Source organism: Roseovarius sp. S88, from assembly GCF_037023735.1.
Classification (GTDB): Bacteria; Pseudomonadota; Alphaproteobacteria; order Rhodobacterales; family Rhodobacteraceae; genus Roseovarius; species Roseovarius phycicola.
The window spans coordinates 114,590-140,711 of the sequence record NZ_CP146069.1; the positions used below are offsets into that span (position 1 = coordinate 114,590).

The 26,122-nt window shown below is 51.9% G+C and carries 22 protein-coding genes, 1 tRNA gene and 2 pseudogenes; 12 read left to right on the plus strand and 13 right to left on the minus strand.

The features are described from left to right. Positions 1-8: 8 nt before the first annotated feature. Positions 9-992 carry a complex I NDUFA9 subunit family protein gene (locus tag RZ517_RS00500; RefSeq protein ID WP_338549547.1) on the minus strand — a complete coding sequence of 328 codons (984 nt, stop codon included), beginning with the start codon at positions 990-992 and terminating at the stop codon, positions 9-11. 141 nt (positions 993-1,133) lie between these two features. Here RZ517_RS00500 and RZ517_RS00505 point away from each other — a divergent pair. The 7 genes from RZ517_RS00505 to RZ517_RS00535 all read left to right on the plus strand — a co-directional run bounded on the left by RZ517_RS00505 (position 1,134) and on the right by RZ517_RS00535 (position 5,043). Next, a tRNA-Leu gene (locus RZ517_RS00505) sits at positions 1,134-1,220 on the plus strand. 24 nt (positions 1,221-1,244) lie between these two features. Beyond that, complete coding sequence (locus RZ517_RS00510) at positions 1,245-1,856, plus strand: ribonuclease D (RefSeq protein WP_338549548.1); 612 nt, start codon at positions 1,245-1,247, stop codon at positions 1,854-1,856. Between the two features lie 44 nt (positions 1,857-1,900). After that, positions 1,901-2,473, plus strand: a complete 573-nt coding sequence (gene lptC, locus RZ517_RS00515; protein WP_338549549.1) for an LPS export ABC transporter periplasmic protein LptC — start codon at positions 1,901-1,903, stop codon at positions 2,471-2,473. A 5-nt stretch (positions 2,474-2,478) separates the two neighbouring features. Then, on the plus strand, positions 2,479-2,967 hold the full coding sequence (gene lptA, locus RZ517_RS00520; protein ID WP_422395553.1) for a lipopolysaccharide transport periplasmic protein LptA: 489 nt from the start codon (positions 2,479-2,481) through the stop codon (positions 2,965-2,967). Positions 2,968-2,969: 2 nt separating this feature from the next. Then, positions 2,970-3,728 (plus strand): LPS export ABC transporter ATP-binding protein, encoded by a 759-nt coding sequence (gene lptB / locus RZ517_RS00525; protein WP_338549551.1) that lies wholly within the window; start codon positions 2,970-2,972, stop codon positions 3,726-3,728. A 237-nt stretch (positions 3,729-3,965) separates the two neighbouring features. Beyond that, on the plus strand, positions 3,966-4,529 hold the full coding sequence (hpf, locus tag RZ517_RS00530; RefSeq protein ID WP_338549552.1) for a ribosome hibernation-promoting factor, HPF/YfiA family: 564 nt from the start codon (positions 3,966-3,968) through the stop codon (positions 4,527-4,529). Positions 4,530-4,578: 49 nt separating this feature from the next. After that, positions 4,579-5,043, plus strand: coding sequence for a PTS sugar transporter subunit IIA (locus tag RZ517_RS00535; protein ID WP_338549553.1), 465 nt, complete (start codon positions 4,579-4,581; stop codon positions 5,041-5,043). Positions 5,044-5,102: 59 nt separating this feature from the next. On the opposite strand, the gene RZ517_RS00540 is transcribed toward RZ517_RS00535, so the two are convergent. The 8 genes and pseudogenes from RZ517_RS00540 to cysQ all read right to left on the minus strand — a co-directional run bounded on the left by RZ517_RS00540 (position 5,103) and on the right by cysQ (position 14,116). Further along, positions 5,103-6,536, minus strand: coding sequence for a sulfotransferase family 2 domain-containing protein (locus RZ517_RS00540; RefSeq protein WP_338549554.1), 1,434 nt, complete (start codon positions 6,534-6,536; stop codon positions 5,103-5,105). 5 nt (positions 6,537-6,541) lie between these two features. After that, positions 6,542-8,242 carry a beta-1,6-N-acetylglucosaminyltransferase gene (locus RZ517_RS00545; RefSeq protein WP_338549555.1) on the minus strand — a complete coding sequence of 567 codons (1,701 nt, stop codon included), beginning with the start codon at positions 8,240-8,242 and terminating at the stop codon, positions 6,542-6,544. A 13-nt stretch (positions 8,243-8,255) separates the two neighbouring features. Next, complete coding sequence (locus RZ517_RS00550) at positions 8,256-9,242, minus strand: glycosyltransferase family 2 protein (RefSeq protein ID WP_338549556.1); 987 nt, start codon at positions 9,240-9,242, stop codon at positions 8,256-8,258. A gap of 194 nt (positions 9,243-9,436) precedes the next feature. Next, positions 9,437-10,458: pseudogene (locus RZ517_RS00555) on the minus strand (glycosyltransferase family 2 protein). 38 nt (positions 10,459-10,496) lie between these two features. Beyond that, on the minus strand, positions 10,497-11,480 hold the full coding sequence (galE, locus tag RZ517_RS00560; protein WP_338549557.1) for a UDP-glucose 4-epimerase GalE: 984 nt from the start codon (positions 11,478-11,480) through the stop codon (positions 10,497-10,499). A gap of 20 nt (positions 11,481-11,500) precedes the next feature. Continuing rightward, on the minus strand, positions 11,501-12,394 hold the full coding sequence (galU, locus tag RZ517_RS00565) for a UTP--glucose-1-phosphate uridylyltransferase GalU (RefSeq protein WP_338549558.1): 894 nt from the start codon (positions 12,392-12,394) through the stop codon (positions 11,501-11,503). A 124-nt stretch (positions 12,395-12,518) separates the two neighbouring features. Then, positions 12,519-13,319, minus strand: a complete 801-nt coding sequence (gene kdsB / locus RZ517_RS00570; RefSeq protein WP_338549559.1) for a 3-deoxy-manno-octulosonate cytidylyltransferase — start codon at positions 13,317-13,319, stop codon at positions 12,519-12,521. Beyond that, complete coding sequence (gene cysQ, locus RZ517_RS00575; RefSeq protein ID WP_338549560.1) at positions 13,316-14,116, minus strand: 3'(2'),5'-bisphosphate nucleotidase CysQ; 801 nt, start codon at positions 14,114-14,116, stop codon at positions 13,316-13,318. The genes kdsB and cysQ overlap by 4 nt, the downstream gene beginning before the upstream one ends. 130 nt (positions 14,117-14,246) lie before the next feature. Here cysQ and RZ517_RS00580 point away from each other — a divergent pair, with 130 nt between their 5' ends. Beyond that, positions 14,247-15,068 (plus strand): ABC transporter permease, encoded by an 822-nt coding sequence (locus tag RZ517_RS00580; protein WP_338549561.1) that lies wholly within the window; start codon positions 14,247-14,249, stop codon positions 15,066-15,068. After that, entirely contained in the window at positions 15,065-15,673 is a 609-nt protein-coding gene (locus tag RZ517_RS00585; RefSeq protein WP_338549562.1) for an SH3 domain-containing protein, read from the plus strand. The genes RZ517_RS00580 and RZ517_RS00585 overlap by 4 nt, the downstream gene beginning before the upstream one ends. A gap of 31 nt (positions 15,674-15,704) precedes the next feature. On the opposite strand, the pseudogene RZ517_RS00590 reads toward RZ517_RS00585, so the two are convergent. Continuing rightward, a pseudogene (locus RZ517_RS00590) lies at positions 15,705-16,312 on the minus strand (alpha-ketoglutarate-dependent dioxygenase AlkB family protein). Positions 16,313-16,519: 207 nt separating this feature from the next. On the opposite strand from RZ517_RS00590, the gene dnaK reads away from it, so the two are divergent. The 3 genes from dnaK (at position 16,520) to radC (ending at position 20,479) form a co-directional block, all read left to right on the plus strand. Next, the gene (gene dnaK / locus RZ517_RS00595) at positions 16,520-18,436 is read left to right on the plus strand and encodes a molecular chaperone DnaK (RefSeq protein WP_338549563.1); all 1,917 of its coding nucleotides are present in this window, start codon (positions 16,520-16,522) and stop codon (positions 18,434-18,436) included. A 64-nt stretch (positions 18,437-18,500) separates the two neighbouring features. After that, the gene (gene dnaJ / locus RZ517_RS00600; protein WP_338549564.1) at positions 18,501-19,652 is read left to right on the plus strand and encodes a molecular chaperone DnaJ; all 1,152 of its coding nucleotides are present in this window, start codon (positions 18,501-18,503) and stop codon (positions 19,650-19,652) included. Positions 19,653-19,714: 62 nt separating this feature from the next. After that, entirely contained in the window at positions 19,715-20,479 is a 765-nt protein-coding gene (radC, locus tag RZ517_RS00605) for a RadC family protein (protein WP_422395554.1), read from the plus strand. Here radC and RZ517_RS00610 read toward each other — a convergent pair. The 3 genes from RZ517_RS00610 to secA all read right to left on the minus strand — a co-directional run bounded on the left by RZ517_RS00610 (position 20,476) and on the right by secA (position 25,959). Further along, positions 20,476-22,035, minus strand: a complete 1,560-nt coding sequence (locus tag RZ517_RS00610) for a phosphate ABC transporter substrate-binding/OmpA family protein (protein WP_338549565.1) — start codon at positions 22,033-22,035, stop codon at positions 20,476-20,478. The genes radC and RZ517_RS00610 overlap by 4 nt on opposite strands. 22 nt (positions 22,036-22,057) lie before the next feature. After that, entirely contained in the window at positions 22,058-23,155 is a 1,098-nt protein-coding gene (locus RZ517_RS00615; RefSeq protein WP_338549566.1) for a hypothetical protein, read from the minus strand. Between the two features lie 104 nt (positions 23,156-23,259). Continuing rightward, on the minus strand, positions 23,260-25,959 hold the full coding sequence (gene secA, locus RZ517_RS00620; protein WP_338549567.1) for a preprotein translocase subunit SecA: 2,700 nt from the start codon (positions 25,957-25,959) through the stop codon (positions 23,260-23,262). Positions 25,960-26,122 lie beyond the last annotated feature (163 nt).

Here is a 26,122-nt window from a genome sequence, read left to right on the forward strand (position 1 = left end):
GGCCGATATCAATCTGCACGCAGATTTTTCGCCGACTCTTTCAGAGCTTCATATTGTCCCGCAGGTCGGAAACGCCAAAGATAATCGGGGATCACCGCTTCAATCGCGACAGGTCTTATGCCGAGGTCCGCCAGTGTCTTGGCACCCTCTTGCGCAACATTATCAACGCGCAGGCTTCTAACCTGATCACGCGTGATCTGTGGTGGCACAAGACCTCCGGTTAGAAATTGAACCGCCTCCATTCCCGTGGCCATCGCATTGGCCGCCCAAAACGGAATATTGAGGATCAGTCGGCGACGGCGAATAACCCTAAGCATGTGCTGCATCAGTTCGCGAAATGTGTTCACATCCGGCCCGCCCAACTCATAGACACCCGAAGCGGCATTACCCTCAACGCTCATCGCGACCGCCTCTGCAACATTGTCCACATAAACTGGCTGAAATTTGGTGTCGGCCCCGACAACAGGCAGGACTGGACCAAACCGGGTCAGTCCGGCAAATCGATTGAAAAACTGATCTTCTGGTCCAAAAACAACAGATGGCCGTAGGATGACAGCACCAGGCATATGCGACAGCACAGCCGCTTCGCCCTTTGCCTTGGACTGGCTGTAAAGACTGTCAGACGTCTCATCCGCGCCAATCGAAGAGATATGGACCATCCGTCCAACACCCTCTTCCGCAGCAATGCGCGCAATACGTTCGGCACCGTGATGCTGGACAGCCTCAAAATTGTTCTTTCCGCCTTTGTCGAACGTGCCCACACAATTGACAACGGCATCAGCCCCCTGCATCACCGAACGTACACTGTCATCGTCTCGGATATTGCAAAAGACCGGCTCAACCTGTCCCACAACGCCGTAGGGTTTCACATGCATTGCCTCGTTGGGACGCCGCACAGCGACCCGGACCCGCCAGCCGGATTTTGCCAGCCTGCGAGCAATATATCGCCCTACAAAACCAGAACCGCCATAGATTGTGACAAGTTGCGACATAAGAGGTGCTCCCGTTGCGCCTGCGTGTCTCTTCGTACCTCTGTCATCGCTTTTCGACAAGGCGGTTTGATGTCTCAGGAGTTAGTGAGAATTGACGTTGACACACTTCGACCAGATGGCTACATGCCCCAGACGACACCGGCCCAGGTGGCGGAATTGGTAGACGCGCTAGCTTCAGGTGCTAGTGTCCGTATGGACGTGGAGGTTCGAGTCCTCTCCTGGGCACCATTCCCTCCACGAAGGGAATTTTGAATGGCGAACCACTTTCATAAAAACGATCTCCCAGATGGTCTTGAGTTGGGACCCAGCGTGGCCATTGACTGCGAAACGATGGGCCTGAACCCGCATCGTGATCGTTTGTGTGTCGTACAGCTGTCCGGCGGTGACGGCGATGCGCATATTGTTCAAATCGAGCAAGGGCAAACATCGGCACCCAACCTCGAAAAACTTTTGGAAGACCCTGAGGTGCTCAAACTCTTCCACTTTGGGCGCTTCGATATCGCCGCACTGTTTAACGCCTTTGGTGCTCTGACACGGCCCGTGTACTGCACAAAAATAGCAAGCAAATTGGTGCGAACGTACACAGATCGCCATGGTCTGAAGTACCTTTTGCAAGAACTGCTCGACATCGATATTTCCAAACAACAACAATCCTCGGACTGGGGTGCGTCCAATTTGACAGATGCCCAGCTCGTCTATGCGGCTTCGGATGTACTCTATCTTCACCAGCTGAAGGAAAAACTGGACTTGCGCCTAGAGCGCGAAGGTCGGGTCGAAATGGCAAAATCCTGCTTCGACTTTCTTCCCACCCGTGCCAAGCTGGATTTGGCTGGCTGGCCGGAAACGGATATCTTCGCGCATTAATGATGACCTTGCAGGACGATTTTTACTCGCGATTGGTAGCATGGATGAAGATCATCCTGCCTCTGGCAGCACTCGGTCTTTTGTCAACATTGTTTCTTATATCGCAGAGTGTCGACCCAACCAAAGCGATTCCGGTGGTCGAGCTGGACCTTGAACAACGCGCCCAAGACCAAGGCGCGACAAACGCGGCCTTCGCAGGCGTGACTCGCGGCGGAGACGAGATCATGCTGGATGCTGTTTCTGCGCGGCCTTCACAAGAAGATGCACAGATTATTGATGCAACTGATGTGTCTGCGGAACTACTGTTGGTGTCAGGTGCAGTGATCGATGTGTCCTCCGAAACTGCAAAGATGAACCAGGCGCGAAACACCGCGACGATGGCGGGAAACGTGCGCGTCGTAACAACCACCGGGTATGATGTTACCACAAACCAACTGAACGCTGACTTCAACGTGCTCTATGCCGAGTCTCCTGGACCGATTGCAGGCGAAGGGCCACCAGGCACACTGACGGCCGGTCGCATGACGTTGAACAGCAACGAAGAGACGGGAACCGCACATTTGGTTTTCACCAACGGGGTGAAACTGATATACACCGGTCACATCTCCAAGGAATGATCCTCTTGCTTCGGTTCGTACACTCCTTTCTGCTTTTGGCTATATTCTGGGCTCCAAACGTTGCTTTGGCGCAGGGTGCTCAAATCGCTTTTGGCGATACCGCCCAAGACAGCCGACTCCCGGTCGAGGTGACAGCCGATAATTTGAATGTGAACCAGGAAGATGGGACAGCCGTTTTCACTGGTAACGTCTTGATCGGGCAGGGCGAAATGAGGTTATCTGCACCCCGTGTTCTGGTGGTATATAAGCCAGATCAAAGCGGCATTGAAAAACTACAAGCTACAGGTGGTGTTACATTGGTGAGTGGTCAGGATGCCGCCGAAGCACAGCAAGCTGACTACAACATCGACTCAGGCATGATCGAAATGCAGGGAAGCGTGTTGCTTGTTCAAGGCACCAATGCTTTGACCGGTGACAAAATGTTTGTCGATACGCGTGCAGGCACGGCGCGCGTGAGTGGCCGCGTGAAAACCATTCTCCAGCCGGAAAATTGAATATGGCCATACCTGACCTTCACATCGCCCACGAAAACACCGGCCTGACCATCAATAACCTTCGTAAAAGTTATAAGAAACGTGTGGTAATACGGGATGTGTCACTGCAACTGCAGCAAGGTGAGGTTGTTGCGCTTCTTGGGCCAAATGGGTCGGGCAAAACCACGACATTCTATGCCATTGCAGGACTGGTCTACTCCGAGGGCGGCAGTGTCTCGATTGATGGCAGAGACGTTTCCAATTTGCCGATGTACCGACGCGCCAAACTGGGCATCGGGTACTTGCCACAAGAGATGTCAATCTTTCGGGGTATGAGCGTCGAAGACAACATCATGTCCATCCTGGATATTTCTCAACCTTCACGCCGCAAAAGACGCGAACGCCTGGAGGAACTCCTTTCGGAGTTTTCAATTGAGCACCTGCGGCGCGCGCCTGCACTGGCTCTGTCGGGCGGGGAACGCCGCCGTGTCGAAATTGCGCGCTGCCTTGCGGCGCATCCAAAATATCTCTTGCTGGACGAGCCGTTTGCTGGTGTCGATCCGATTTCTGTTGGTGACATCCGCCACTTGGTCGCCGACCTGAAAAAACGAGGTATCGGTGTTCTCATCACGGACCACAACGTGCGCGAGACGCTCGAAATTGTGGATCGCGCCTACATTCTTCACGATGGCAAAGTGTTGATGTCTGGCTCCCCCGATGAAGTGGTCACAAACGAAAATGTCCGCCGCGTCTATCTTGGTGATAATTTTCGGATTTCTTAGCGAAAATGTCGCTTATAAAGCCGGTACGTTAACGCCAACCTCATTGACAAGTAACCTACAAAAAGCCTCAAATAGCAGTATGCCTTTTGCGGTCGTTACATTGATAGCTGAGTCATTCTGGTGTGACCGGACAAACTTTGATCAAGCAACCCGATGGGCTCAATTTCCCGACCAAAGCAACGATCAAACGGGCTTGTTACCCGCTTGATGCTTTCTCGGCCTTTTGGAGGATATTCTATGCGCTATCAGATCACTGGAAAACAAATCGACATCGGAAGCGCATTGCAGACCCACGTAGAGAATGAATTGAATTCAGTTGTGGAGAAGTATGCAGAGCGCCCGACCGATGCGAACGTCATATTTTCCAAGAGCGCAGCAGAATTTGTGTGTGAAGCAACCATTCATCTCTCTACAGGTCTGACAGCGCAGGCCAAGGCGCATGCACACGAAATCTATGCAGCGTTCGACCAATGCAGCGAAAAGATGGAAAAACAACTCCGCCGCTATAAACGGCGATTGAAAGATCATCACAGACAGCGTTCGGAACCGGTTGAACTTTCAGAAGCTTCCGCCTATATCCTCGCTTCCGACAGTATCGGAGAGGATTCGGAACCGGATACGCTTCAGCCCATCATCGTGGCTGAAATGGAAACGAAAATCCCTTCTCTTTCCGTAGGCGAAGCAGTTATGCAGATGGAATTGGCGGGTGCGCCGGTTCTTGTGTTCAGAAACGAAGGCAAAGATGGATTGAACGTCGTGTATCGCAGAGATGACGGCAACATTGGGTGGATCGATCCGTAAACCAAATTGGCAGCAGGCAAGAGATCCTGCGCCTCGGAGCAACAATTAGATGCAATTTTCTGAAATCCTCAAACCAGAGGCGATTCGGGTATTTTCCTCTATTTCGAGCAAAAAACGCCTTTTGCATGAACTCGGCGCAATTGCTGAGGCAGCGTACGGCCTGGATCAAACACGTGCTGTCGAGGCTCTATTGGAACGCGAAGCCCTTGGGCCCACTGGCGTGGGGCATGGCGTGGCCCTTCCGCATGCCCGGCTTGATGGCACGGACAAAGTGGTCGGAGCTGTACTGCACTTGGATTCACCAATCGATTTCTCATCCGTTGATCGGCAACCTGTTGATCTTGTGTTCGCTCTGTTTGCGCCAAAAGATGCAGGGGTAGAACATCTCAAGGCTCTGGCTCTTGTGTCAAGAACACTGCGTGACACCTCCATATGTGCCAAACTGCGCGCCAACAATGATCCGGCAACGCTGTACGCGATCATTACAGAGTCACAGTCAGTTCAAGCCGCCTAACGACGAAGCGTTTTGGTTTTAGCCTGAGGCATAGATAAAGTCGAAACACACAAAAAGCTTTAGTTGGATTTCCAAGCATCAAATCCGAACATCATGTAGTCACGCTGATAGATCTGCGCGATACGTTGCTCAATCTTGTCATCATAGATGTCCGCAAGTTTGAAGGGCAGATCATCTTCCTGAACCACTAGACCCGGAGCATCTTTCCACCCAACCTGCACCGCGAGTCTCGACAATTCATCGCCCATTTCACTCTCTCGAAAAATGTGATCAGGAATGATGAATTGGGCCATGCCCTGAAGAACCGCAGATTGAGTCGCCCAATGGGCATCAACACGAATTGCAGTTTGACCCGCCAAGTTTGCGATCAAAAAATCAAGAAACCCTAAAAACGCATCTCGATGCTCTGCCAACCCGTACTCCTCCGACGGAAATTTCCCTGGCAAAGGGATTTTGAACGAGTTCCTTAGAATTTTTCGAATACCGTCAAACGTTCCTGGTCCGGTCTTCAATATCTTGGTGCAGAACGCATGATGCGCCCGCACAACGGGATGCCGCAGTACGGTAAAACTGCGGTGGCCAGTGTTCTTACGCTTCCACTGCCGCAGCGATTTTTGATTAAGGCCTGTCTGCAAGTCTTCGCTCGTGCCGCCATCAAGTTGCGCCATCCAGTTTAGCACCGAGCCTTCTGGTCCGGATCGAACGGGCAAATAAAGCAGTGGTGCTTCTTTGCAAGTGACAAAGCTGGGGGCAGCAGGCCCGCGGCGTGGCTCGAAACTGGGAGTCCGGTGCAAATTGAAGCGATCAAGTCGCGCTATGGCTTTTTCAAAGTCATGCGGATTCGAAACCTTGTCAGTGAGCGAGCTTGGGTTTTGTTTTTTGAGTCCCTTGTCCAGCGCGTCAAGTTGCTCTTCGCTCCCTAAAAACTGAGCAAGACCATTAATGACGTTAATATCCTGTAGATCCTCATAGGCCAGGTAAAATGCCGTTTGCCCGGATTTTTGAAGATGGTTCATCAATCGGACCTGAAAGTCGTGTGTCTGGTTCAGATGCGTCTCAAACTCGTCCCCATCGAACCGGACACGGCTGTCTTTACGCCGTTTTACGTTTGTAAGTTTCCATTGCCCCGTGGCCTGCGCAATTTTCCAAGAGACATAGCTGTCCAGTGGATTGCGAGTGAGGATGATTTTAGCACATCGGGTGTCATCTAAAACTGTGTCCAATATTCTTGGGTCATGGTCATGGAAATACCGAAACCCACCCAAACCCGCAGGCCTGTTTTTGATAGCATCGATCAAACGAAGCGGATCGGCATCGCGGGTTGCGCGTGTCACTCCTGCAATTTCTGTTTTGTTGGGGTAACCAATGAAGTGCGGGTTGAATGCCTCCCCGAAACACTCAAATCGGTCAAACGAGTTAATGTTAGATTCAAGGAAGTTCGAACCTGTGCGCATCTCGGCGAACAATACAAAATAGTCGAACCGATTTGCCATCTACTCTATCGCACCAGATAGGGTTTTGGTTTGTCCTGGTCTGGCTCATGCAGCCTGTGCTCAACCGGAAAGTCACCCATGAGGTAGGGGTGCATGCCCTGATTTTTCAGGTTTTGGAGAAACTGGCCGAACCCTGTCAGATCAGACATTTTCGGCACCTCAGCCAGTCCAAACTGTGTTTGTTTCCCGATCTCATCAATAATCGTCTGCAAAGGTTCCATCGGCGCTTCGATAAACTCTGCCATGGTCCAAATCCGCACCCGCGCCTTGGCCCAGGGAGACCGCAGAACCTCTAGATGTTTGCTCTCGGTTTGTTGCAACCGCGCAGCTTCCTGACGAATGTCTGAAAAATTCTTGTTCGATTTGAAGAGCGTCACCGCCCAGGCACCCGATATTACCGAGATCTGCGCATTTGGGTCTTTTGCGATATCCCATTCGATATCCCGGATCTTGTCACGAGGGCCCATCTGAAAACACTGCCGTTCACCGCGGGTGTTCCAAATGAGACTGGAAAGAAACGCGCGCGGATTGTAGTCGCGCAATGTAGCATTGTCGCTCAACGCTCCATTCATCACCGTCTGATATTCAGAGAATTCGGCTTTTTCTGGTGCAAACAAGTGACCATGCACCCGGGTTCCCGTGACCTTTCCAAGCCAGGGTTCGAAATTTTCAAAGAGGTCACTGAATCCCTGAAAGACCGAATACTGCGCGCAGGTCAGCCCATTTTCGCGCCCCTCGACAGGAAAACGGCTTTGCATAAACAGACCGCGTCGCCCGCGCGTCCGCCGCTCCACAGCCTTGGCAAAAATTCGGTCGATTTTGCCAGGGTTGGGCTCAGTCCGTTTCATCGCGCCGGCAGGGTCGGTCAAAAACGCATCATAGAGGCGATTGGCGAAAGGCCAAATCTTACGGGCAACGAAGCAATCAGAACGGCGCAAAAGCTGTAAATGATCATCGTAGAAAATGTGTGGCTTACCCTGATAGTCGAATTTCGAAAGCGTGAGAGACCGGCTTTCGATTTGCCGGGAATAAAGTCGCGCCAACGTCTGGAAATAGCTTTCGTCGGGTATCCAAACCTTGCTGAAATACCGATCATATACGGCACGGTCCGGATCATCGAGAATGGCCGACAACGTTTGTCTGGTCAGGCACCACCATTGGCTTCCCATATGCGGTACAATTCCGTTGGGGATGCGCCGACGATAACGGATCAAGCGTTGAAGTGCGACGTACCTGTCGAACATGAATCTGTTATTGCGCCACGAAAACGGAAATCGAAGCGTGAACCGCTCTTTGTCGAAACCACCGATTGTCCATGGCACATCAGACGTTGTTGCGGACTCGATAAAGTCTGTTTGAGGTCGTTCTGCCAAGTAATCAATCAGTTCCTGAACTGGCCGCAATGGAAGGCACGACCCGGACGCAAGATACACGTGCCGCACATGCGTAAACTGATCCAGCATGAGGCGTGAAGCACTTTGTGTCGCCGCCACCAACGCCCAAGTGCCCCATTCGCATCGATGCCTTTTGGAAAACCGAACATTTGGCAGATCAGACAACGCTTCGACAAAACCATTGTATGGGCCTGGCAGCACGTTCTTGTCGACATGCACGACAATAGGGCAACCTGCAGCAGACCAATGGCGTGCCACCTGCTCTGCACGGTCAAAAGCCGTGTGAACCAGCATTATAATGCCAACGCTCATCTACTGCTCTTCTTCATGCCCAGTTCCCCTTAGACATTAGTCCGAGGATCTCAAGTTGCCTCCAGTTTATATATTTTTCCGACCATTTGCACCAAAGGTCTGGATTCTCTTTCACAGAGTCGACATAGGCCTTGTATTCGACGCTGCCTTGATAGTGCTGTTTGCGCTTCAACTCTTCTTCGGCTTTGGCGGCAAACGTGTTCAAAAACTTCACGTGAAGCAGGATTCCACTGGCCTTTTCTCCTCCCCATTCATCGTAAGTAAGATTGAGCCCACGGGGCAAAAGCATGTGCGTAGAGCTGATGTAGGTGTAACGCTTGTCCCATTTGACCAATGGCGTCTTGTTCAGAGCGGGCGCCTTTGTGGGCTTGTCAGTGAAAAACATCCGACTGCGCGGCCCACCTTGAATCCACAGGTTGCCATATCGTTTGTTCTTTTCGATTACATAGTTGCCGGGGTCAAACCAACTGGCGATCTCCACAGGATCCTGACCGGGCAAATAAGGCACCGCATCAATCCGGCCTTTGGGGTACATGTCCAACAACATCGCGCCGAACGAACGCACTTGGCTGACGTCAAGCCAATCGGTCAAAGCGCGTATAGGTCGCGTGTCACAGAACGGGTAAATGAACAATTCATCGGGGTCGACCACAAGCGTCCAGTGCCCATGTCCATATTTTCTCTGTAACCAGTTTAGCCAATCAACACCAAACTTTGAGTTCTTGTAGCTCGCCTTGGTTGTCCAGACCGACACGTCGCTTTGGTTCGCAAGATACTCTCGCCCACCATCGCTGCTGTCGTTATCAACAATCAGGAAGTGCGAAACACCAAGATTTCGATAGTATTTGAGAAAGTAGGGAAGTCGAACATTCTCATCCCGAATAGTCGAGAACAACAAAATGTCGCCAGGTAGAATTTTGCCGGTGCGGTTCACCACGGGTTTGAGCGAAAAATGCTTTCGAAACGCGCGGACTTGGTGGCGCTTTCTGCGCAGTCGCATCACGTATGACTGCAACAAACTCAACGATCAAACCCTCACTGCAGGCATCAATTCTAATTGACACCTTAGGACTTGGCGCTTAACGCAACCTTTTTGCAGGATTTTGCTGATGACTTCAGCCCAAAATTGCCTGTCACTACTCGTGAACACTATACTAAGTGATTGGGTAAAGTAGGTAAACTCCCTAACAAAACTCACACCCAGTTCCCCTTTGACATCAAACCCATAGCCTCCAACTGACGCCAACCCAACAATCTGCTCGACCCCTCGCACCACAGGGTTGGATTTGCGGTGAGAGCGTCGTAGTAATCGTCATACAATTTGGAATTAGCGAAGTGCTCAGCACGGTGTTTTTCTTCGTCAGCTCGCTCAACTATCAAATTGAGGAACTTCGAGTGCAACAGAACACCTGATATGCGTTCACCTCCGTCGTCATCATAAACGTGATTGAGCCGCCGAGGCAGAAGCGAATGCGCTGAGCTGACATACGCGTATCTGCGGTTCCATTTGACCAGTGGAATTTTGCCCAATGTCGGTGCTCGTTTCGGACGGTCTTTGAAAAACAATCGTGCACGGACGCCGCCTTGAATCCACAAATTTTGAAGGTCCTTTTTTTCTGCATCACGTAGTTTCCACCATCGAACCACCGAAGCGTTTCAAATGGGTTGTCGCCTGGCGTGTAAACTTCGTCCCCCACCGGGCCTTTTGGATACATGTCCAACATCAACGCCCCGAAAGATTCGTGGCCATGTTGATCTAACCACTGCGTCAACGCGGGGAGCGTGCGTGTCGTGTGATGCGGGTAAATCAGAATTTCATCAGCATCTACAGAAAGGCACCAATGGCCGTGCCCAAACTTGATCTGCAACCACGTAACCCAATCAACTCCAAAACGGGATAAACGGTAACTTTTGTCAGTTTGCCAAAGCGAAACATCTTCCTGTTGCATCAAAAATTCGGCCGTCCCGTCGTCGCTACCATTGTCGACAAACAAGAAATGCCGAACACCCAAATTTCGGTAGTGATGAAGAAAATAAGGCAGCCGCATCGCTTCGTTGCGCACAGTCGAAAACAAGAGAACATCCTGTGCTGCAATTTGTGGCGTGCGGTCGATGATGGAAGATAGCTGCCGCCTTTTTCGGAACGCACGAAACAGCAACCTACGGCGTTTCCACCGAAGTCTGTAGGCGAATACTGCTTTCGACAGCGCGCTCATGAATTGCCCGAATTAGTGCCTCTGCCTGAAAATCGGGTTTATTTATCGTAATGTCCAGTTTGATGCCAACGCCAAGCATCAGAAATCATCTGGTCCAGAGTAGATTTCTTTGGATTCCAGCCCAGTTCCGCCTGCGCACGCTCGGAGCCAGAAACCAACTTAGTGCAATCACCAGCTCGTCTTTCACCGAAGACGAGTGGCACAGTCTGTCCTGTCGTTTTCTCTGCTTGACCCGCCACTTCGCGAACAGAAAAACCGGTGCCTGTTCCGAGGTTGAACACACGATTGTCTCGTCCAGAATCCAGCCACTTCAATCCAAGCACATGTGCATCGACCAAATCAGTCACATGAACATAGTCTCTGATGCATGTGCCATCTGGCGTATCGTAGTCGGTGCCAAACACAGTCAACGCGTCCCGTTTTCCGGAAATGGCATCAAGGATCAATGGGACGAGATGCGTTTCAGGATGGTGAAATTCACCGATTTCAGCATCTTGATCTGCTCCTGCGACGTTAAAGTAGCGAAAGATCACGTGCTTCAGGCCATGCGACACACCAAAATTATTTAAAATGTCCTCAATGGCCCGCTTGCTGGCTCCGTAGGCATTGAGCGGGTGTTGCGCAGAGGTTTCATCCAAGACCACATTGTCATGATCGCCATAGGTCGCGCAGGTGGAAGAAAAGACAATCTTCTCGCATCCCGCTGCAAGGGCCGCCTGGCACAGAACGAGAGACCCGATGACATTGTTGTCCCAGTAGAGCCCAGGGTCATGCATGCTTTCGCCAACTTGGCTCAGCGCTCCAAAATGCAGAACGGCCGCTGGATCGTATGTGGAAAACACGTCATCTAGTCGCGCACGATCCCGCAAATCGCCCTCTTCGAACGGGCCAAATTTTACCGCATCCGCCCATCCAGTAGAAAGATTGTCGTATGTGACGGGTATGTAACCCGCTGCTTTCAGCGCTTTGCAGGCATGCGATCCGATGTATCCGGCCCCACCGGTGACCAGGACATGTGTCAAGTTCAACCCCCGAAAGCTGGTTATTCAGCTGCTTTCGCCGCATTGACCATTTCGCTAAGGAAGCCCCACAAATCGTCGCGAAGCTCCGGTCGATCCAGCGCAAAGGCAACTGTAGCCTGCAGGAAGCCAGACTTGGATCCACAATCAAAACGGCGCCCGTCAAAGCGATAGCCATAAACCTCTTCGCCTTCCTGGCGTGCATCCGCGATGGCATCGGTTAGTTGAATCTCGCCACCCGCTCCGGTTTTCTTTTTGTTCAGTTTCTGAAGAACCGTTGGGGTCAAGATGTAGCGACCAATAACCGCCAGATTGGATGGAGACTCTCCCAAGTTTGGTTTTTCAACCATGCCTTTTGTGGACACGATCTTACCCATGTCATCCTTGATATCCAGCATCCCGTAAGACGAGGTTTGCTCATCAGGCACTTCCATCGCAGCGACGATGTTGCCGCCTGTTTCCTCATAGGCTTCCACCATCTGCTGAAGACAGGGTTTGTCCGCTGAAATAACGTCGTCTGGCAAAATAACGGCAAATGGCTCGTTGGCAATCAAACGCCGCGCACACCAAACAGCATGACCAAGACCCAGAGGCTTGTTCTGACGGGTGTATGCAATCTCGCCACTGTCCATATTGGTTGAACGCAGCACTTCCAGAAGCTCATCTTTACCTTTTTTTCGCAGTTCTTGTTCCAACTGCGGCGCATTGTCGAAATAGTCTTCTAGCGCGCCTTTTCCGCGAGATGTGACAAAAATAAACTCTTTGATGCCGGCCGCGCGCGCTTCGTCAATCGCATATTGAACGAGCGGGCGATCAACCAGCGTCATGATTTCTTTCGGCACAGATTTTGTCGCCGGTAAGAAGCGTGTGCCCATACCAGCAACAGGAAAAATTGCCTTGGTCAGTTTCTTTCGCATCTACCGCTCCTCAACAGCCCAACTCGTAACAACAGGACAAATGTGACCACTCCGTGGCGACACATAACAGTTTATTCGTTTTTTAATCGTTTACGTAGCAACATATCGCCGATTGGTCAAAAACTCAGCACATTCCCATCGCCTGCATCATGCTTTCGATACGGGGTACGTCCTCTGGGTTGTTTAACTCCCAAAACTTTCGCCCTTTCGCATCCACTTCTGTGCAAAGAATACGCCGTCCATTTTCCAGAAACCTTAATTGTTCAAGACCTTCTAGTGATTCCAATGGGCCGCATCCCCAGGTCACGTATTGCTCAAGAGCTGTTGGACGATAAGCGTAGACACCGACATGGTGAAAAACAGGTGTTGCTTCCCCATCACCATAACGATCTGGCGTAAAGGGAATGACTTCCTTGGAGAAGTACAGACCATAGCGACTTGCATCGAAAACAGCGGTTGTGCCACCGACGCGGCCATGCGCGCGATCATCCAGAAATCCGTTCAAAGCCTCACCATCGCACCTGAGTACGGGAGTGGCCACATCGGCAGATGTGTCCGACTTTAAGTCGGCTACCAAATCTTCTACAAACCAGCTTGGTGTTAATGGCGCATCACCCTGAAGGTTCACGATTATGTCGAATCCACCGCCCAAATTGACGTGAGCTTCCGCGCATCTTTCCGTGCCGTTCGCACATTCTGAAGATGTCATGACAACTTCGCCGCCAAATTCCTGAACTTCGTCGCGAATCCGCGTGTCATCTGTTGCAACAACGACTTGGTCAACGCCGTTCACCGATTTTGCAGCTTCCCAGCTGCGTTGGATAAGGCTTTTGGGCGTGCCATCTGCACCGCTGAGCATGGCAAGTGGTTTTCCGGGATAACGCGAAGATGCATAGCGTGCAGGTATCGCGATAAGTACGCTCATGTTGGTTGTTTCAAGCAGACTTCGGGTGAATACGCGATGAAAAACGGATTGGCGTAACCGTCTTTGCCGTAGGTAAGTGGCGTGTGATCGTCAAAACGCACGACCTTGCCCCCCGCGCCATGCAACACGGCGTGCCCTGCTGCGGTATCCCATTCCATTGTGCGTCCAACCCGTGGGTAAATGTCGGCCTCACCTGTCGCAATCAGGCAAAACTTCAAAGAGGACCCTGCACTCTTCATGTCTTTGACGGCATATTTGTTGATGTAGTCGTCCGTCGCCTGATCACGATGAGATTTGCTTGCCACCACGAGCAACGCCGAGTTATCCGGATTGGAGACCTGGATATCATGTAAAACTCCAATCTTGTCTTTCTCGAAAGGACCTAATTCCTCTACCGACGTTCCATCTGCCTGAGTGAAAAACATACGGTTTTTTGCCGGAGCATATACGACCCCTCGGGTCGGAGTGCCATTTTCAACAAATGCAATGTTTACTGTGAAGTCTCCCCGGCGATTGATGAACTCCTTCGTTCCGTCCAATGGATCAACAATCAAAAACGTTTGCGCCTGTTGGTCATGTGTAGACGCCTGTTCTTCGGTCACGAGCAGCGTATCGGGAAACTCCGCTTTCAGACCTGCCGATATCAGCGCATCCGCAGCTTCATCCGCTTCAGTTACTGGACTTGAGTCTGACTTAACCTTCACATCAAAATCGTCAGAGTTGTAAATCTCCATAATGACGTCACCTGCTTCCAGCGCGAGGCGTCGCATGACTATAGCCAGTGTTTCGTAGTTCAATGCACTCTCCATAAATGCCTCCCGACACGCCCATGTTGCGGGATTGGTGTGCGACCCTTATGATACGGTGCTAACGGGACGGCAAGAATTCGATGCTTAAAGCATGAACACGTCCTTGGGTTAGGCAGGCATGTTTCAGAATACGCGAAAAGCAACGCTTCTTGGATCGGTCATTACTCTGACAGAAGTGATCTATCATGCCACTGTTCGTGACATACGAAAAGCGCATGGAAACGCCTTTATGGCTATTCTGACCAGCATATTGACAACAGTCATTTTCGTGCTCGCTTTTTACTTCATGTTTTCAATTCTCGGCTTGCGAGCCGCCAAAATTCGTGGCGACTTTCTGCTCTACATGCTGTCTGGCGTATTCCTCTATCTCATGCATATCAAGACCGTCTCAGCTGTCGCCGGAGCGGACGGGTCAACATCTCCCATGATGCAGCATGCACCAATGAACACCGTTGTATCCATATGTTCGGCAGCATTGGGTGCGCTTTACACCCAAGTGTTAGCCTTGTTCATTATCTTGTTGCTGTATCACACACTCATAAACGAAATTGAGATATCACAACCTGTGCCAGCTTTTGGAATGTTTCTGCTGGCATGGTTCACGGGTTGCGCTGTTGGGCTGCTTTTCATGGCGCTCAAACCCTGGTTTCCTACCGCTGCAAACTTGCTCAAAACCGTTTATACCCGTGTAAACATGATCGCGTCTGGCAAGCTCTTTGTTGCCAATGCCCTGCCGGGCTTCATGCTGGCTATGTTTGACTGGAATCCTTTGTTTCACATTATCGATCAGACGAGGGGATTTGTGTTCATTAACTATTATCCACGTAACACCTCGTATGAATACGCCTTTATCGTTGGGTGTGTTTTGCTCATCATTGGTCTGTTGGGCGAATTCTACACGCGCCAGCATGCATCTAGTAGCTGGGATGCACGGCGATGAGAGTTCTGGTTTCGATCCTTTTTGCTTTGAGCTTTGCATCGGCGGCGTGGTCAGAGGCACTGCCGGCCTACTATGATGTCACCAACGTGGCGCCTGATGACGTTCTCAATATCCGAGAGGCACCAGGAACCGCGGCATCCATCATCGGCAAACTGGGTCATGAAGACACAAATATAGAGGTGGTTTCATTCGATAAGGCCGGCGAATGGGGACAGGTTAACATTGGCGAAATGTCTGGATGGGTGTCGTTGAAATTTTTAACTCGCCAACCGGGCCAAATCGACGATGAATTGCCAACACCTCTGGTGTGCACGGGCACTGAACCTTTTTGGACTTTGGAAATCGCCGGCGGTGAAACTGCTCAACTTTCAAGGCCTGGCGAAACAGCAGTCGATGTCAAAATGCTTGAACCAGTGACCGCGTCAAATCGCACAGACCGATATGCGATTTTTGGCCAGGGCGGTGACCGTGTATATACATTCATTTTTCATCGCGATGCGTGTTCTGACGGCATGTCAGATCGAGCATACGGGATGAGTGTGGACCTCTTCCTAACCGAGGACAAAGGCGTCAGCTACGTCACTGGGTGTTGCAATCTACAGTGAACAGTCGGATCTACCTATTTGTGCTGAAGTGTTAATCCACCACGCGGCAGGTCAAATTGATCCGCCCACCATCCCTTAACAACGTAGAGGTGTCAGGCCGCACACGGTCAATACCGTGATAGGCCAATCGCGCTTCCCCTCCCATAACCACGACATCGCCGGAACGAAGCCAAACAGATTCGGTTGCCCCAGCTCGCTCTTGATTGCCAATTCGGAAAAGTGCGTCGTCACCCAATGAAACCGACAGCACAGGCCACGAGTAATCAACCTCGTCCCTGTCCTGATGCAGGCCCATGCGCGCCTTGCCTTGGTAAAAATTGATCAAACAACAATCCGGCATACGATCCGAACTCACCAGTGTCGTCCAAATCTCAAGTATAGATGGAGGAATTGCCGGCCACGGTGAACCAGTGGGATGACATTTTTCATATCGGTACCCCGTTCGATTTGAGTACCAGCCGTATTTTCCAGCCGACGTCATTTTTACCGTCATTGGCCGCCCATATGGAGTCATGGGAGAAAAAAGGGGGCCGCCCGCACCACGTCTCGGAGATCTGTTACAATTTGCTTCTGCTTCTGGGTCCCCAGAAATCCATCAAAAATCAGAAACCCCCTTATTTGTACTGGTTTTCGCGGCATTTCGTCTTCAATCTCTTCCAAAAGAGCCAATTTAATCGCAATTCGCGGTTTTGCGTGTATCACACCGCTTGCAGGTGTGCATCGCCCTGCCTATATACCGCTCGATACGCAGGGCTTCTTGTGGGCACTGCACGTCAACGGTGGCCGGATGCCGTAACGGGTCGGGCTTCCATTCCATCGCCTTAACCAGAAGGGATCGACAAAGATATGTCCAAAGTCATCGGTATTGACCTCGGAACCACGAACAGCTGTGTCGCCATCATGGACGGCAGCCAGGCCCGAGTGATCGAAAACTCGGAAGGGGCACGCACGACGCCCTCCATCGTAGCTTTCACAGACGACGAGCGCCTTGTAGGCCAGCCAGCAAAACGCCAGGCCGTCACAAACCCAGAGAACACAATTTTTGGCGTCAAACGCCTGATCGGTCGTCGCGAAGACGACAAGGATCTGGCGAAGGACAAAAAGAACATGCCATTTAATGTCATTGATGGCGGCAACGGTGATGCATGGGTTGAAGCCAAAGGTGAGAAATACTCACCGAGCCAAATTTCAGCCTTCATTCTTGGCAAAATGAAAGAGACCGCGGAGTCCTATCTCGGCGAAGAAGTGACCCAAGCGGTCATCACTGTCCCGGCTTATTTCAATGACGCCCAGCGTCAAGCCACCAAAGACGCTGGCAAGATTGCTGGCCTTGAAGTGCTTCGCATCATCAACGAACCCACAGCCGCCGCTCTGGCCTATGGTCTCGACAAAGAAGAAACACATACTATCGCGGTTTATGACCTTGGTGGTGGTACGTTCGACGTGACCATCCTGGAAATCGACGACGGTCTGTTTGAAGTGAAATCCACCAACGGGGACACGTTCCTGGGCGGTGAAGACTTTGATATGCGTATCGTGAACTATCTTGCTGATGAGTTCAAAAAGGAACATGGCGTCGATCTAACCAAAGACAAAATGGCGCTGCAAAGACTCAAGGAAGCCGCTGAGAAAGCCAAGATCGAATTGAGTTCGTCTTCGCAGACCGAGATCAACCAGCCGTTCATCTCCATGGGCGCAGACGGTCAACCGCTGCACATGGTGATCAAACTCACGCGCGCCAAGCTGGAAAGCCTGGTTGGTGATCTGATCGCAGCATCGTTGAAACCATGCAAAGCGGCCTTGAAAGACGCAGGTTTGTCTGCGGGTGACATTGACGAGATCGTTCTTGTCGGCGGCATGACACGTATGCCGAAAGTAGTCGATGAAGTGACCAAGTTCTTTGGCAAAGAACCTCATAAGGGTGTGAACCCCGATGAAGTTGTCGCCATGGGCGCCGCCATTCAAGCCGGTGTTCTTCAGGGAGACGTCAAGGATGTCGTGCTGCTGGACGTTACTCCTTTGTCGCTTGGGATCGAAACGTTGGGTGGTGTCTTTACTCGCCTGATCGACCGCAACACGACAATCCCAACGAACAAATCGCAGATTTTCTCAACCGCTGAGGACAATCAAAGCGCGGTGACAATTCGCGTGTTCCAGGGCGAACGGGAAATGGCCGCGGACAACAAGATCCTGGGTCAGTTCAACCTAGAAGATATCCCGCCAGCACCGCGCGGGATGCCGCAGATTGAAGTGACCTTTGATATTGACGCGAACGGTATCGTGTCGGTTCAGGCCAAAGACAAGGGTACCGGCAAAGAGCACAAGATCACAATTCAGGCTTCTGGCGGATTGTCGGAAGAAGACATTGAACAAATGGTCAGAGATGCCGAGGAAAATGCCGAGGCTGACAAAGATCGCCGTGAACTTGTAGAGGCACGCAACCAAGCGGAAAGCTTAATCCATTCGACCGAAAAATCGATTGAGGAGCATGGCGACAAGGTCGATCCGACTACCGTGGAGGCCATTGAGCTTGCCATCGCGGCACTCAAAGACGACCTCGAGAAAGAGGACGCCACGGCAGACAAGATCAAAGCGGGTCTGCAGAATGTGACCGAAGCCGCGATGAAACTTGGTGAAGCCATCTACAAGGCCAGCCAGGAAGACGGCGAAGAAGAGCCAGCGGCAGCCGACGAAATGCGCGACGGAGATGATGACATCGTCGATGCGGATTTCGAAGATCTGGATGAAGACAAGCGCGCCTAACGCGCCTAACGGACAGGCGGAGGCCGGTTACTGGCCTCCGCTCTCCGATTAAAGGAGATTTCCGATGGCAAAGCGCGACTACTATGACGTTCTTGGGGTTTCGAAAGGAGCCTCAGCCGAAGAGATCAAGAAAGCTTACCGCTCAAAAGCCAAAGAGCTTCACCCAGACCGCAACAAAGACAACCCAAACGCCGAATCCGCCTTTAAAGAGGCCGGAGAAGCCTATGACATCCTCAAGGACGCGGAAAAGAAGGCGGCCTATGATCGATTCGGTCATGCTGCTTTCGAAGGCGGCACCGGAGCTGGCGCGCGCCCAGGCGGCGGTTTCAGCGGACAGGGCGATTTCGCCAGCGCCTTTTCGGACGTATTTGACGATCTGTTCGGCGATTTCATGGGCGGCGGACGCGGTGGGGGTGCCGGCCAACGCGCTGCGCGTGGCGCAGATCTAAGGTACAACCTGCGGATCTCGCTCGATGATGCCTATCGCGGATTGCAAAAAACCATCAATGTCCCCACATCTGTAGCCTGCGACACCTGCAATGGCTCAGGAGCCGAGGGTGGAGTAGAGCCATCAACATGCCCCACATGCTCAGGCATGGGAAAAGTGCGGGCACAACAAGGGTTTTTCACAGTGGAACGCACCTGTCCGACATGCTCGGGCATGGGACAGATCATCAAGAACCCCTGCGACAGCTGCGGCGGACAAGGCCGTGTGCAAAAAGATCGCTCTCTCAGTGTGAACATTCCGGCAGGCGTCGAAACCGGCACCCGCATTCGACTGGCGAGCGAAGGCGAAGCCGGTATGCGTGGTGGCCCTCCTGGAGACCTCTACATCTTCATCGAAGTCGACCGGCATGAGATTTTCGAACGCGAAGAAACTAATCTCTTTTGTCGCGTTCCTGTATCTGTGACCAAGGCGGCTTTGGGCGGTGACATCGAAGTGCCGACCATAGATGGCGGTCGTAGCAGGGTGAAAATACCAGAAGGCTCACAATCCGGGCGTCAGATGCGCCTGCGCGGCAAAGGCATGCCCGCCCTCAGGGGTGGCTCGACAGGCGACATGTTCATTGAACTGGCTGTTGAAACCCCAGTGAACCTGACATCGCGCCAAAAAGAGCTCTTGCGCGAATTCGAAGAGTTGTCCGAGGAAAACAATCCAGAGAGTAGCAGCTTCTTTCGGTCTGTGAAAAGCTTCTGGGATGGAATGAAAAGCTAATCGTTGCGTGCCGGTCGCATTGCTTAACCACCTGTTAAGTCGCGTGTGAGCATTGTGGTCTCATGCAGCCCAACTCTCAAAAATCCGAAGCCGCCATGCCGCTATTTGCAGCAGACGAACTTGTTTTTTCCTCCCCCAGAGCTTCTCAAAAACACCCTCCTTATGTTCAGGACCACCGCAGACGCCTGCGGGACAGGTTCCTGTCTGGAGGTCCCGAGGCGCTTCCAGACTACGAAGTTTTAGAATTGGTTCTCTTCCGCGCCATTCCAAGGCAAGATGTAAAACCGATTGCGCACGATCTTCTTGCCGAATTTGGCAACTTTAACGCAGTCATATCCGCGCCACGAGATCTGCTGTCACGCATACGCGGTGTAGGCCCTTCTGTGGTGTGTGAGCTTAAAGTCGTAGAAGCTGCAGCGCATCGATTGGCCCGATCGCGCGTGATCCATCGACCAGTCGTATCATCTTGGGATGCACTAATTGAGTACTGTCATACGACAATGGCACATCGCGACATCGAACAGTTTCGCGTCTTTTTCCTAGACACGAAAAACGCGCTCATTGCGGATGAAGAACAAGCGCGCGGAACCGTGAACCACGTGCCTGTATATCCAAGAGAAATTGTGAAACGCGCGCTTCAGCTTAACGCAAGTGCGCTCATTCTTGTGCACAATCATCCTTCTGGTGACCCAACACCATCGTCAACCGACATCTCCGTCACTCGGCAAATTCTGGATGCATGCGACGCTTTGGGGTTAACATTGCATGACCACGTCATTGTTGGAAAATCCTGCGAGATCAGTTTTCGGGCGGAAGGTTTGATTTAGCGAATCCATACTTCGACACGACGGTTGATCCGCCGCCCCCAAGCAGTCTCGTCACAGGCCATTGGCAACGCCTCTCCAAAGGCATCAACATCCATCGTCACACGGGTTAAATTTGCCGTCTCAGCCGCTGTTCTCACGGCATCTCTAACAGCTTCGGCGCGACGCATTGCTATTCGCTTGTTTGTCGCGGCAGCGCCTTCACCATCGCTGAAGCCAACAAATAGCAAACGGCGCGTGTCATAGCGCCCTTGTTCCAATGCCCTCGCCAAACGCAGGACGTTAGAACGCGACTGCGCATCAAGCCGTGCTGACCCGGGTTCAAACCGAAAGCTCGTCGTCAAACGCCTTAGCGGTGACAATGACGCAACCAGCCTTTGCAACTCATCCAGAGAAACTTCGGGCCCCGCCAAGGTGATCGCGTTGGCAAACCTATCACCCTGCTCATTGACCGAAATTTCTTCCTCTCCTTGATCCACAAACCCAGCACGCCGAATAACGAGTTGCGCCGACGGATCGCGCAGAAACGCCAGAAACTCTCGCACTAGTTTGGGAAATCGCCTTGCTGGAACATACAAGAATACTGGCGCTGTCAGCGGATAGTCTTCGGTTTTGACGGCTCGTCGTGTGGCCTGAAGCGCAAATCCACATCCTCCGCCAAGTGCCAATGCCCAATTGTTGCCGACTTCGGTTTGGCTGGTCAGACCAAGAGCAAAAGGGTCTTTGGTAACTGCTTCTGACAGGCTACGGCCGTCATTGAAAATCTTGGCATCACTTGTAAGGTTTTTGCCTGCAGGCTTCAGAACTAAGTCATCAATGGCCTGACCCAGCCCAGTGTTTGGACCATGAACATGGACGCTGATCGGTGCATCAGGCCCACCAAGATCAGACCAATTCATGGTCTCCCCGGAAAGAACCCCTGCAAGATCAGGAAGTGTCATGACTTGAACCGGATTTGAAGGCGAAACCATAGGCACCAGCGCGTCCAGCGCCACAACACGGCTTCGTCCACGCGCCTCAAGATCACCCAAACCTTCTTCTTGCGCCGCGCGCAGCTCCTCGTCTCGAATTTCGCGCATCGACATGGCAATATCGGCGTCACCCTGGATCAATTCAGCGATCCCGGTGTCAGAATTGTTGAGGCGCAAGAACACTTCCCCAACCACGCGTTCTTCCACAGGGTCCGCCAGAATCGCCAGAACCGTTCCGTCCTCAAGTTCTTGGAAACTGAGATCATGCTCTGATCTAATCGCAAACGCCTCCAGTAAAGCAGGTAATAACATCCGGCCTATAGTCGGAGCGCCTGAAAACACCGCCTGCGCAATGAACGTTTCGAGATTTGGGCATCCTGGCCCGGCACAATCAACGCCAGAGCCATCGACCGTAAGTTCACCATAAATGGTATCGACGCGATAAAACTCGCCGTCGAATCCTAACAGGTTGCCAGAAATCTCAACCCGACCGTCTCGTGATGTCAAAGTAACGTCTTGGGCAAAAACAGGCAGTCCGCAAACCCAAAACAAAAGTGCGGCGAAACCCGCCACACGCGCTTTTACCATCTTGACCCCTTGCTCGCAGCGCTCAATTACGTGCGATTGTCAGGTCTTCGTACAGGTTTTTCAACACAAGAAACTCACCCACAGCACCACAGTCTGGCATAGCGATCATTAGGTCACGCGCTTCCAAGTGCTCTGCTCCCGACATGATGAAAGCCTGAGCCTCTACATCTTCGTTACAGGTCGCATCGCCAACCTGAAGTTCAATATTGATCTCTACTTTGCCAATTTGCCCTGATGGGAAGGTATAGATTTCCGCTCTCAGGCCCTCAGCCAAGTCTTTGTCGTCAAATCGCGTCAGAAAACCAATTTGCGTTGATGCGGCATCATCACCGGATCCACGCCACACATGTCCTGCATCGGCATAGCTTGCCCCGTTTTCGAAAGCATGAATTTGAATGTCCGTGTCACCCTTCCATTGAACGACGTAACGGTCATACCCATTCAGATCAGAAATCGTGGTATTCGCAACGGCACCTTCTCCGTTCGAAAAGGCTGCAATAAAAAGCGCATTTTCCGCCAGAGCAGGCACGCTCGCCTGCCACAGGCCGTTCTTGTCTGTCACACCTGAAATCATCATCCCACTGTGGTGCAGCGTGAAACGCTCGTTTGTCATGCAACCAGCTTCCAGCGCCAAGACTGCCATCCCGGCATCACCGGGCTCTGCATTGAGTTCGATTTCACACGCAAAGGTCGGGGCTTTTTCTTCGACGGGTAAATCAGATAATGGCACGTCCGTTGAAGCTATGCCTTTCACAGGGCCGCTTGGAAGCGTAATCGTTTCGCTTGCGGCGACCGGCGCCGAAGGCAGAGCGGACGTTAAAACAACATCTTCAACGTGCATGTCTTTGGTCGCACTCGAACCGCCGTCGGACACCTGATTTGCACGCTCCAAAACTGGTTCTGTGCTTTCTGGTAAAAATTCGGTGGGTTCACCAATGTCCCTTTTGGTGGCCGCAACCACAGGATACGCACTTGATGTGACTGTTGCGACGGCGATACCTGACTTGGACTGGCCTTTGCCACCGACCAGCACGTTTTGCATCAAGTACCCTGTACCCATCGCACAAACGAGTACCCCACTGGTCATCGCCAAGCGTTTAAGACCAAAAGAAAATTTCATGCCGGCCTCCCACAAGCCAAAGAAACTTTCTACTGTGGTAGTCAAGAATCAAGGCCGGTCTGTGGCAGCGCAGAGGTGTCTTTTTGACGCCGTTGGTACGGGCTTTAATTCAATCTGCCATGGCAGTGTTTGAATTTTTTACCTGATCCGCATGGGCATTTTTCGTTGCGACCAGGATTGCCCCAGGTCGTCGGATCGGTTTCATCGAAGCCCTCCAGCGCGTCACCGGCAGGATTGTCTTCGCTTACCGCTTGCTCAACGGCCCCTGCCATCGCCGCGCGTTGCGCTTCTATTTGTTGAAGCATGGCTTGCTGTTCTTCTTCCGTCATTGGACGAACTTGCGACAGTTTTTGAGTTACGTCCTGGCGAAGCCCGTCCAACATCGATTCAAATAGCTGAAACGCTTCGTTTTTGTATTCGTTAAGTGGGTCGCGCTGCGCATACCCGCGAAATCCAACAACACTGCGTAGATGTTCCAGCGTCAATAGATGCTCGCGCCACTTGGCATCAATGGTCTGCAAAAGCACCTGCTTTTCAATCATACGCATGTTTTCAGGGCCAAATTTCTCAGCCTTGTCCGTCATCATTTCAAGTGCTGCATTTTCAATCCGGTCTGCAATCTCGTCGTCATCTACGCCCTCTTCATCACCCCACTCGACCATTGGCAAATCAAGAGAAAGCTGTTGGGCAACATCTGCCTTGAAGCCCTCCATATCCCACTGATCGGCATAGCTTTTGGGTGGCATGTAGCGGTCAATAAGATCATCAATCACTTCGCCGCGCATGTCGGACGTGATTTCGGACAGGTCTTCCGCTTTCATGATGTCTAGGCGTTGTTTGAAGATCACTTTGCGCTGCTCATTCATCACGTCGTCAAACTTCAAAAGCTGCTTACGGATGTCAAAGTTACGCCCTTCAACCTTGGCCTGCGCACGTTCAAGACTTTTGTTGACCCAAGGATGAATGATCGCCTCGCCTTCTTTCATGCCAAGTGTCGCAAGGACCTTTTCCAACCGTTCAGAGCCGAAAATCCGCATCAGATCATCTTCGAGGCTCAAGAAAAACGAGGACCGCCCAGGATCGCCCTGACGCCCGGAACGACCACGCAACTGATTGTCGATCCGACGGCTTTCATGGCGCTCAGTGGCCAGAACATAGAGGCCACCAGCCTCCTTGACCGCATTTTCATCGGCTGCATGTTCCGCCTCTATTCTTTGACGAAGTGCCTCTGGGTCAGCTTCAGGGTCTGCAGCGATTGCTTCAAGGATCTTCAACTCGACATTGCCGCCAAGCTTGATATCCGTACCTCGTCCGGCCATGTTTGTCGCGATTGTCACCGCACCCAGCTTGCCCGCCTCAGCGATGATCTGCGCCTCTTGCTCATGCTGCCGAGCGTTCAGAACATTGTGTTTCACATCCGCCTTGGTCAGAAGCGCGCTGAGAGACTCAGACTTCTCAATCGAAGTTGTGCCCACAAGAATGGGTTGGCCTTTTTCATGCGCTTTTTGAATGGCTCCGATAATCGCCTCGAACTTTTCGCGTTCGGTGCGATACACCGCGTCATCTTCATCCTTGCGCTCAATTGGCTGGTTGGTGGGAACCTCTACAACACCCAGTCCGTAGATTTGACCAAACTCTTCAGCCTCTGTCGCCGCCGTACCGGTCATACCTGCAAGCTTGTCATAAAGCCGGAAATAATTCTGAAATGTCACCTGCGCCAAAGTCACGTTCTCAGGCTGAATGTCACAACCCTCTTTCGCTTCAATTGCCTGGTGCAGACCTTCCGACAAACGTCGACCAGTCATCATACGACCAGTGAATTCGTCAATCAGAACGACATTCCCATCCCGAACAATATAATCGCGGTCTTTCAGGAACATTTTATGTGCTCGAAGACCCTGGTTTACGTGGTGCACGATGGTCGTGCTTTCTGGATCGTACAGAGACTGTTCTTCCTCAAGAAGGTCGTTTTCGTGCAAAATGCTCTCAAGATATTCGTTACCGTCGTCCGTGAAAGTCACGTTCTTGGTCTTTTCGTCGATCGTGTAGTGCTCTTCCTGCAAAAGCGGAATGAGTTTGTCGATGGACACATACAAATCGCTGCGATCCTGCGCCTGACCAGATATAATGAGCGGTGTCCGCGCCTCGTCGATCAGGATCGAATCTACTTCATCCACGATTGCGAAAAAATGCCCGCGCTGGTTCATTTCCTCAAGCGAGGACTTCATATTGTCTCGCAGATAGTCAAAGCCAAGCTCATTGTTGGTGGCATAGGTCACATCTGCAGCATAAGCCTCTTTTTTCTCAGGCTCAGGCTGCTGCGGGTAAACCACGCCCGTGGTCATGCCAAGCGCGGAATAAACTTTGCCCATCCATTCCGCGTCGCGTTTCGCGAGATAGTCGTTGACCGTGACGATATGAACATTGCCACCGGTCAATGCGTTCAAATAGGCGGGGAAGGTCGCAACGAGCGTTTTGCCTTCGCCCGTCTTCATTTCCGAGATGTTGCCTTGATGCAGAAAAATGCCGCCCATCAACTGGACGTCAAAAGCTCTCAGGCCCAGCGCCCTACGGGCGGCTTCACGACAGTTTGCAAATGCCTCAGGCAACAGATCATCCAGGCTCTCACCCGCCTCAATCCGGCCTTTAAATTCATCAGATTTGTCGATCAGTCCTTGGTCACTAAGCGCCTCAAATTCTGGCTCTAGAGCGTTAATTTTATCCACCAAAGGCCGCGTTGCCTTGATTTTACGATCATTCGGCGTTCCGAAAATCTTTTTAGCAACCGTTCCAATACCCAGCATCTTTAATCCGTTCTGGTCTTTCGCTTGTTTTTGATGGGCAATCGCTTGCCCCGCCCGCCCCGCAACCCTAGAACGGATGCAACGGGCAATTCGCCTTTGTATCAAGGCGATGTAAGGGCCTGTAGATACAGTGTCAACGTCACAGGGCATGATGCTTCTGAAC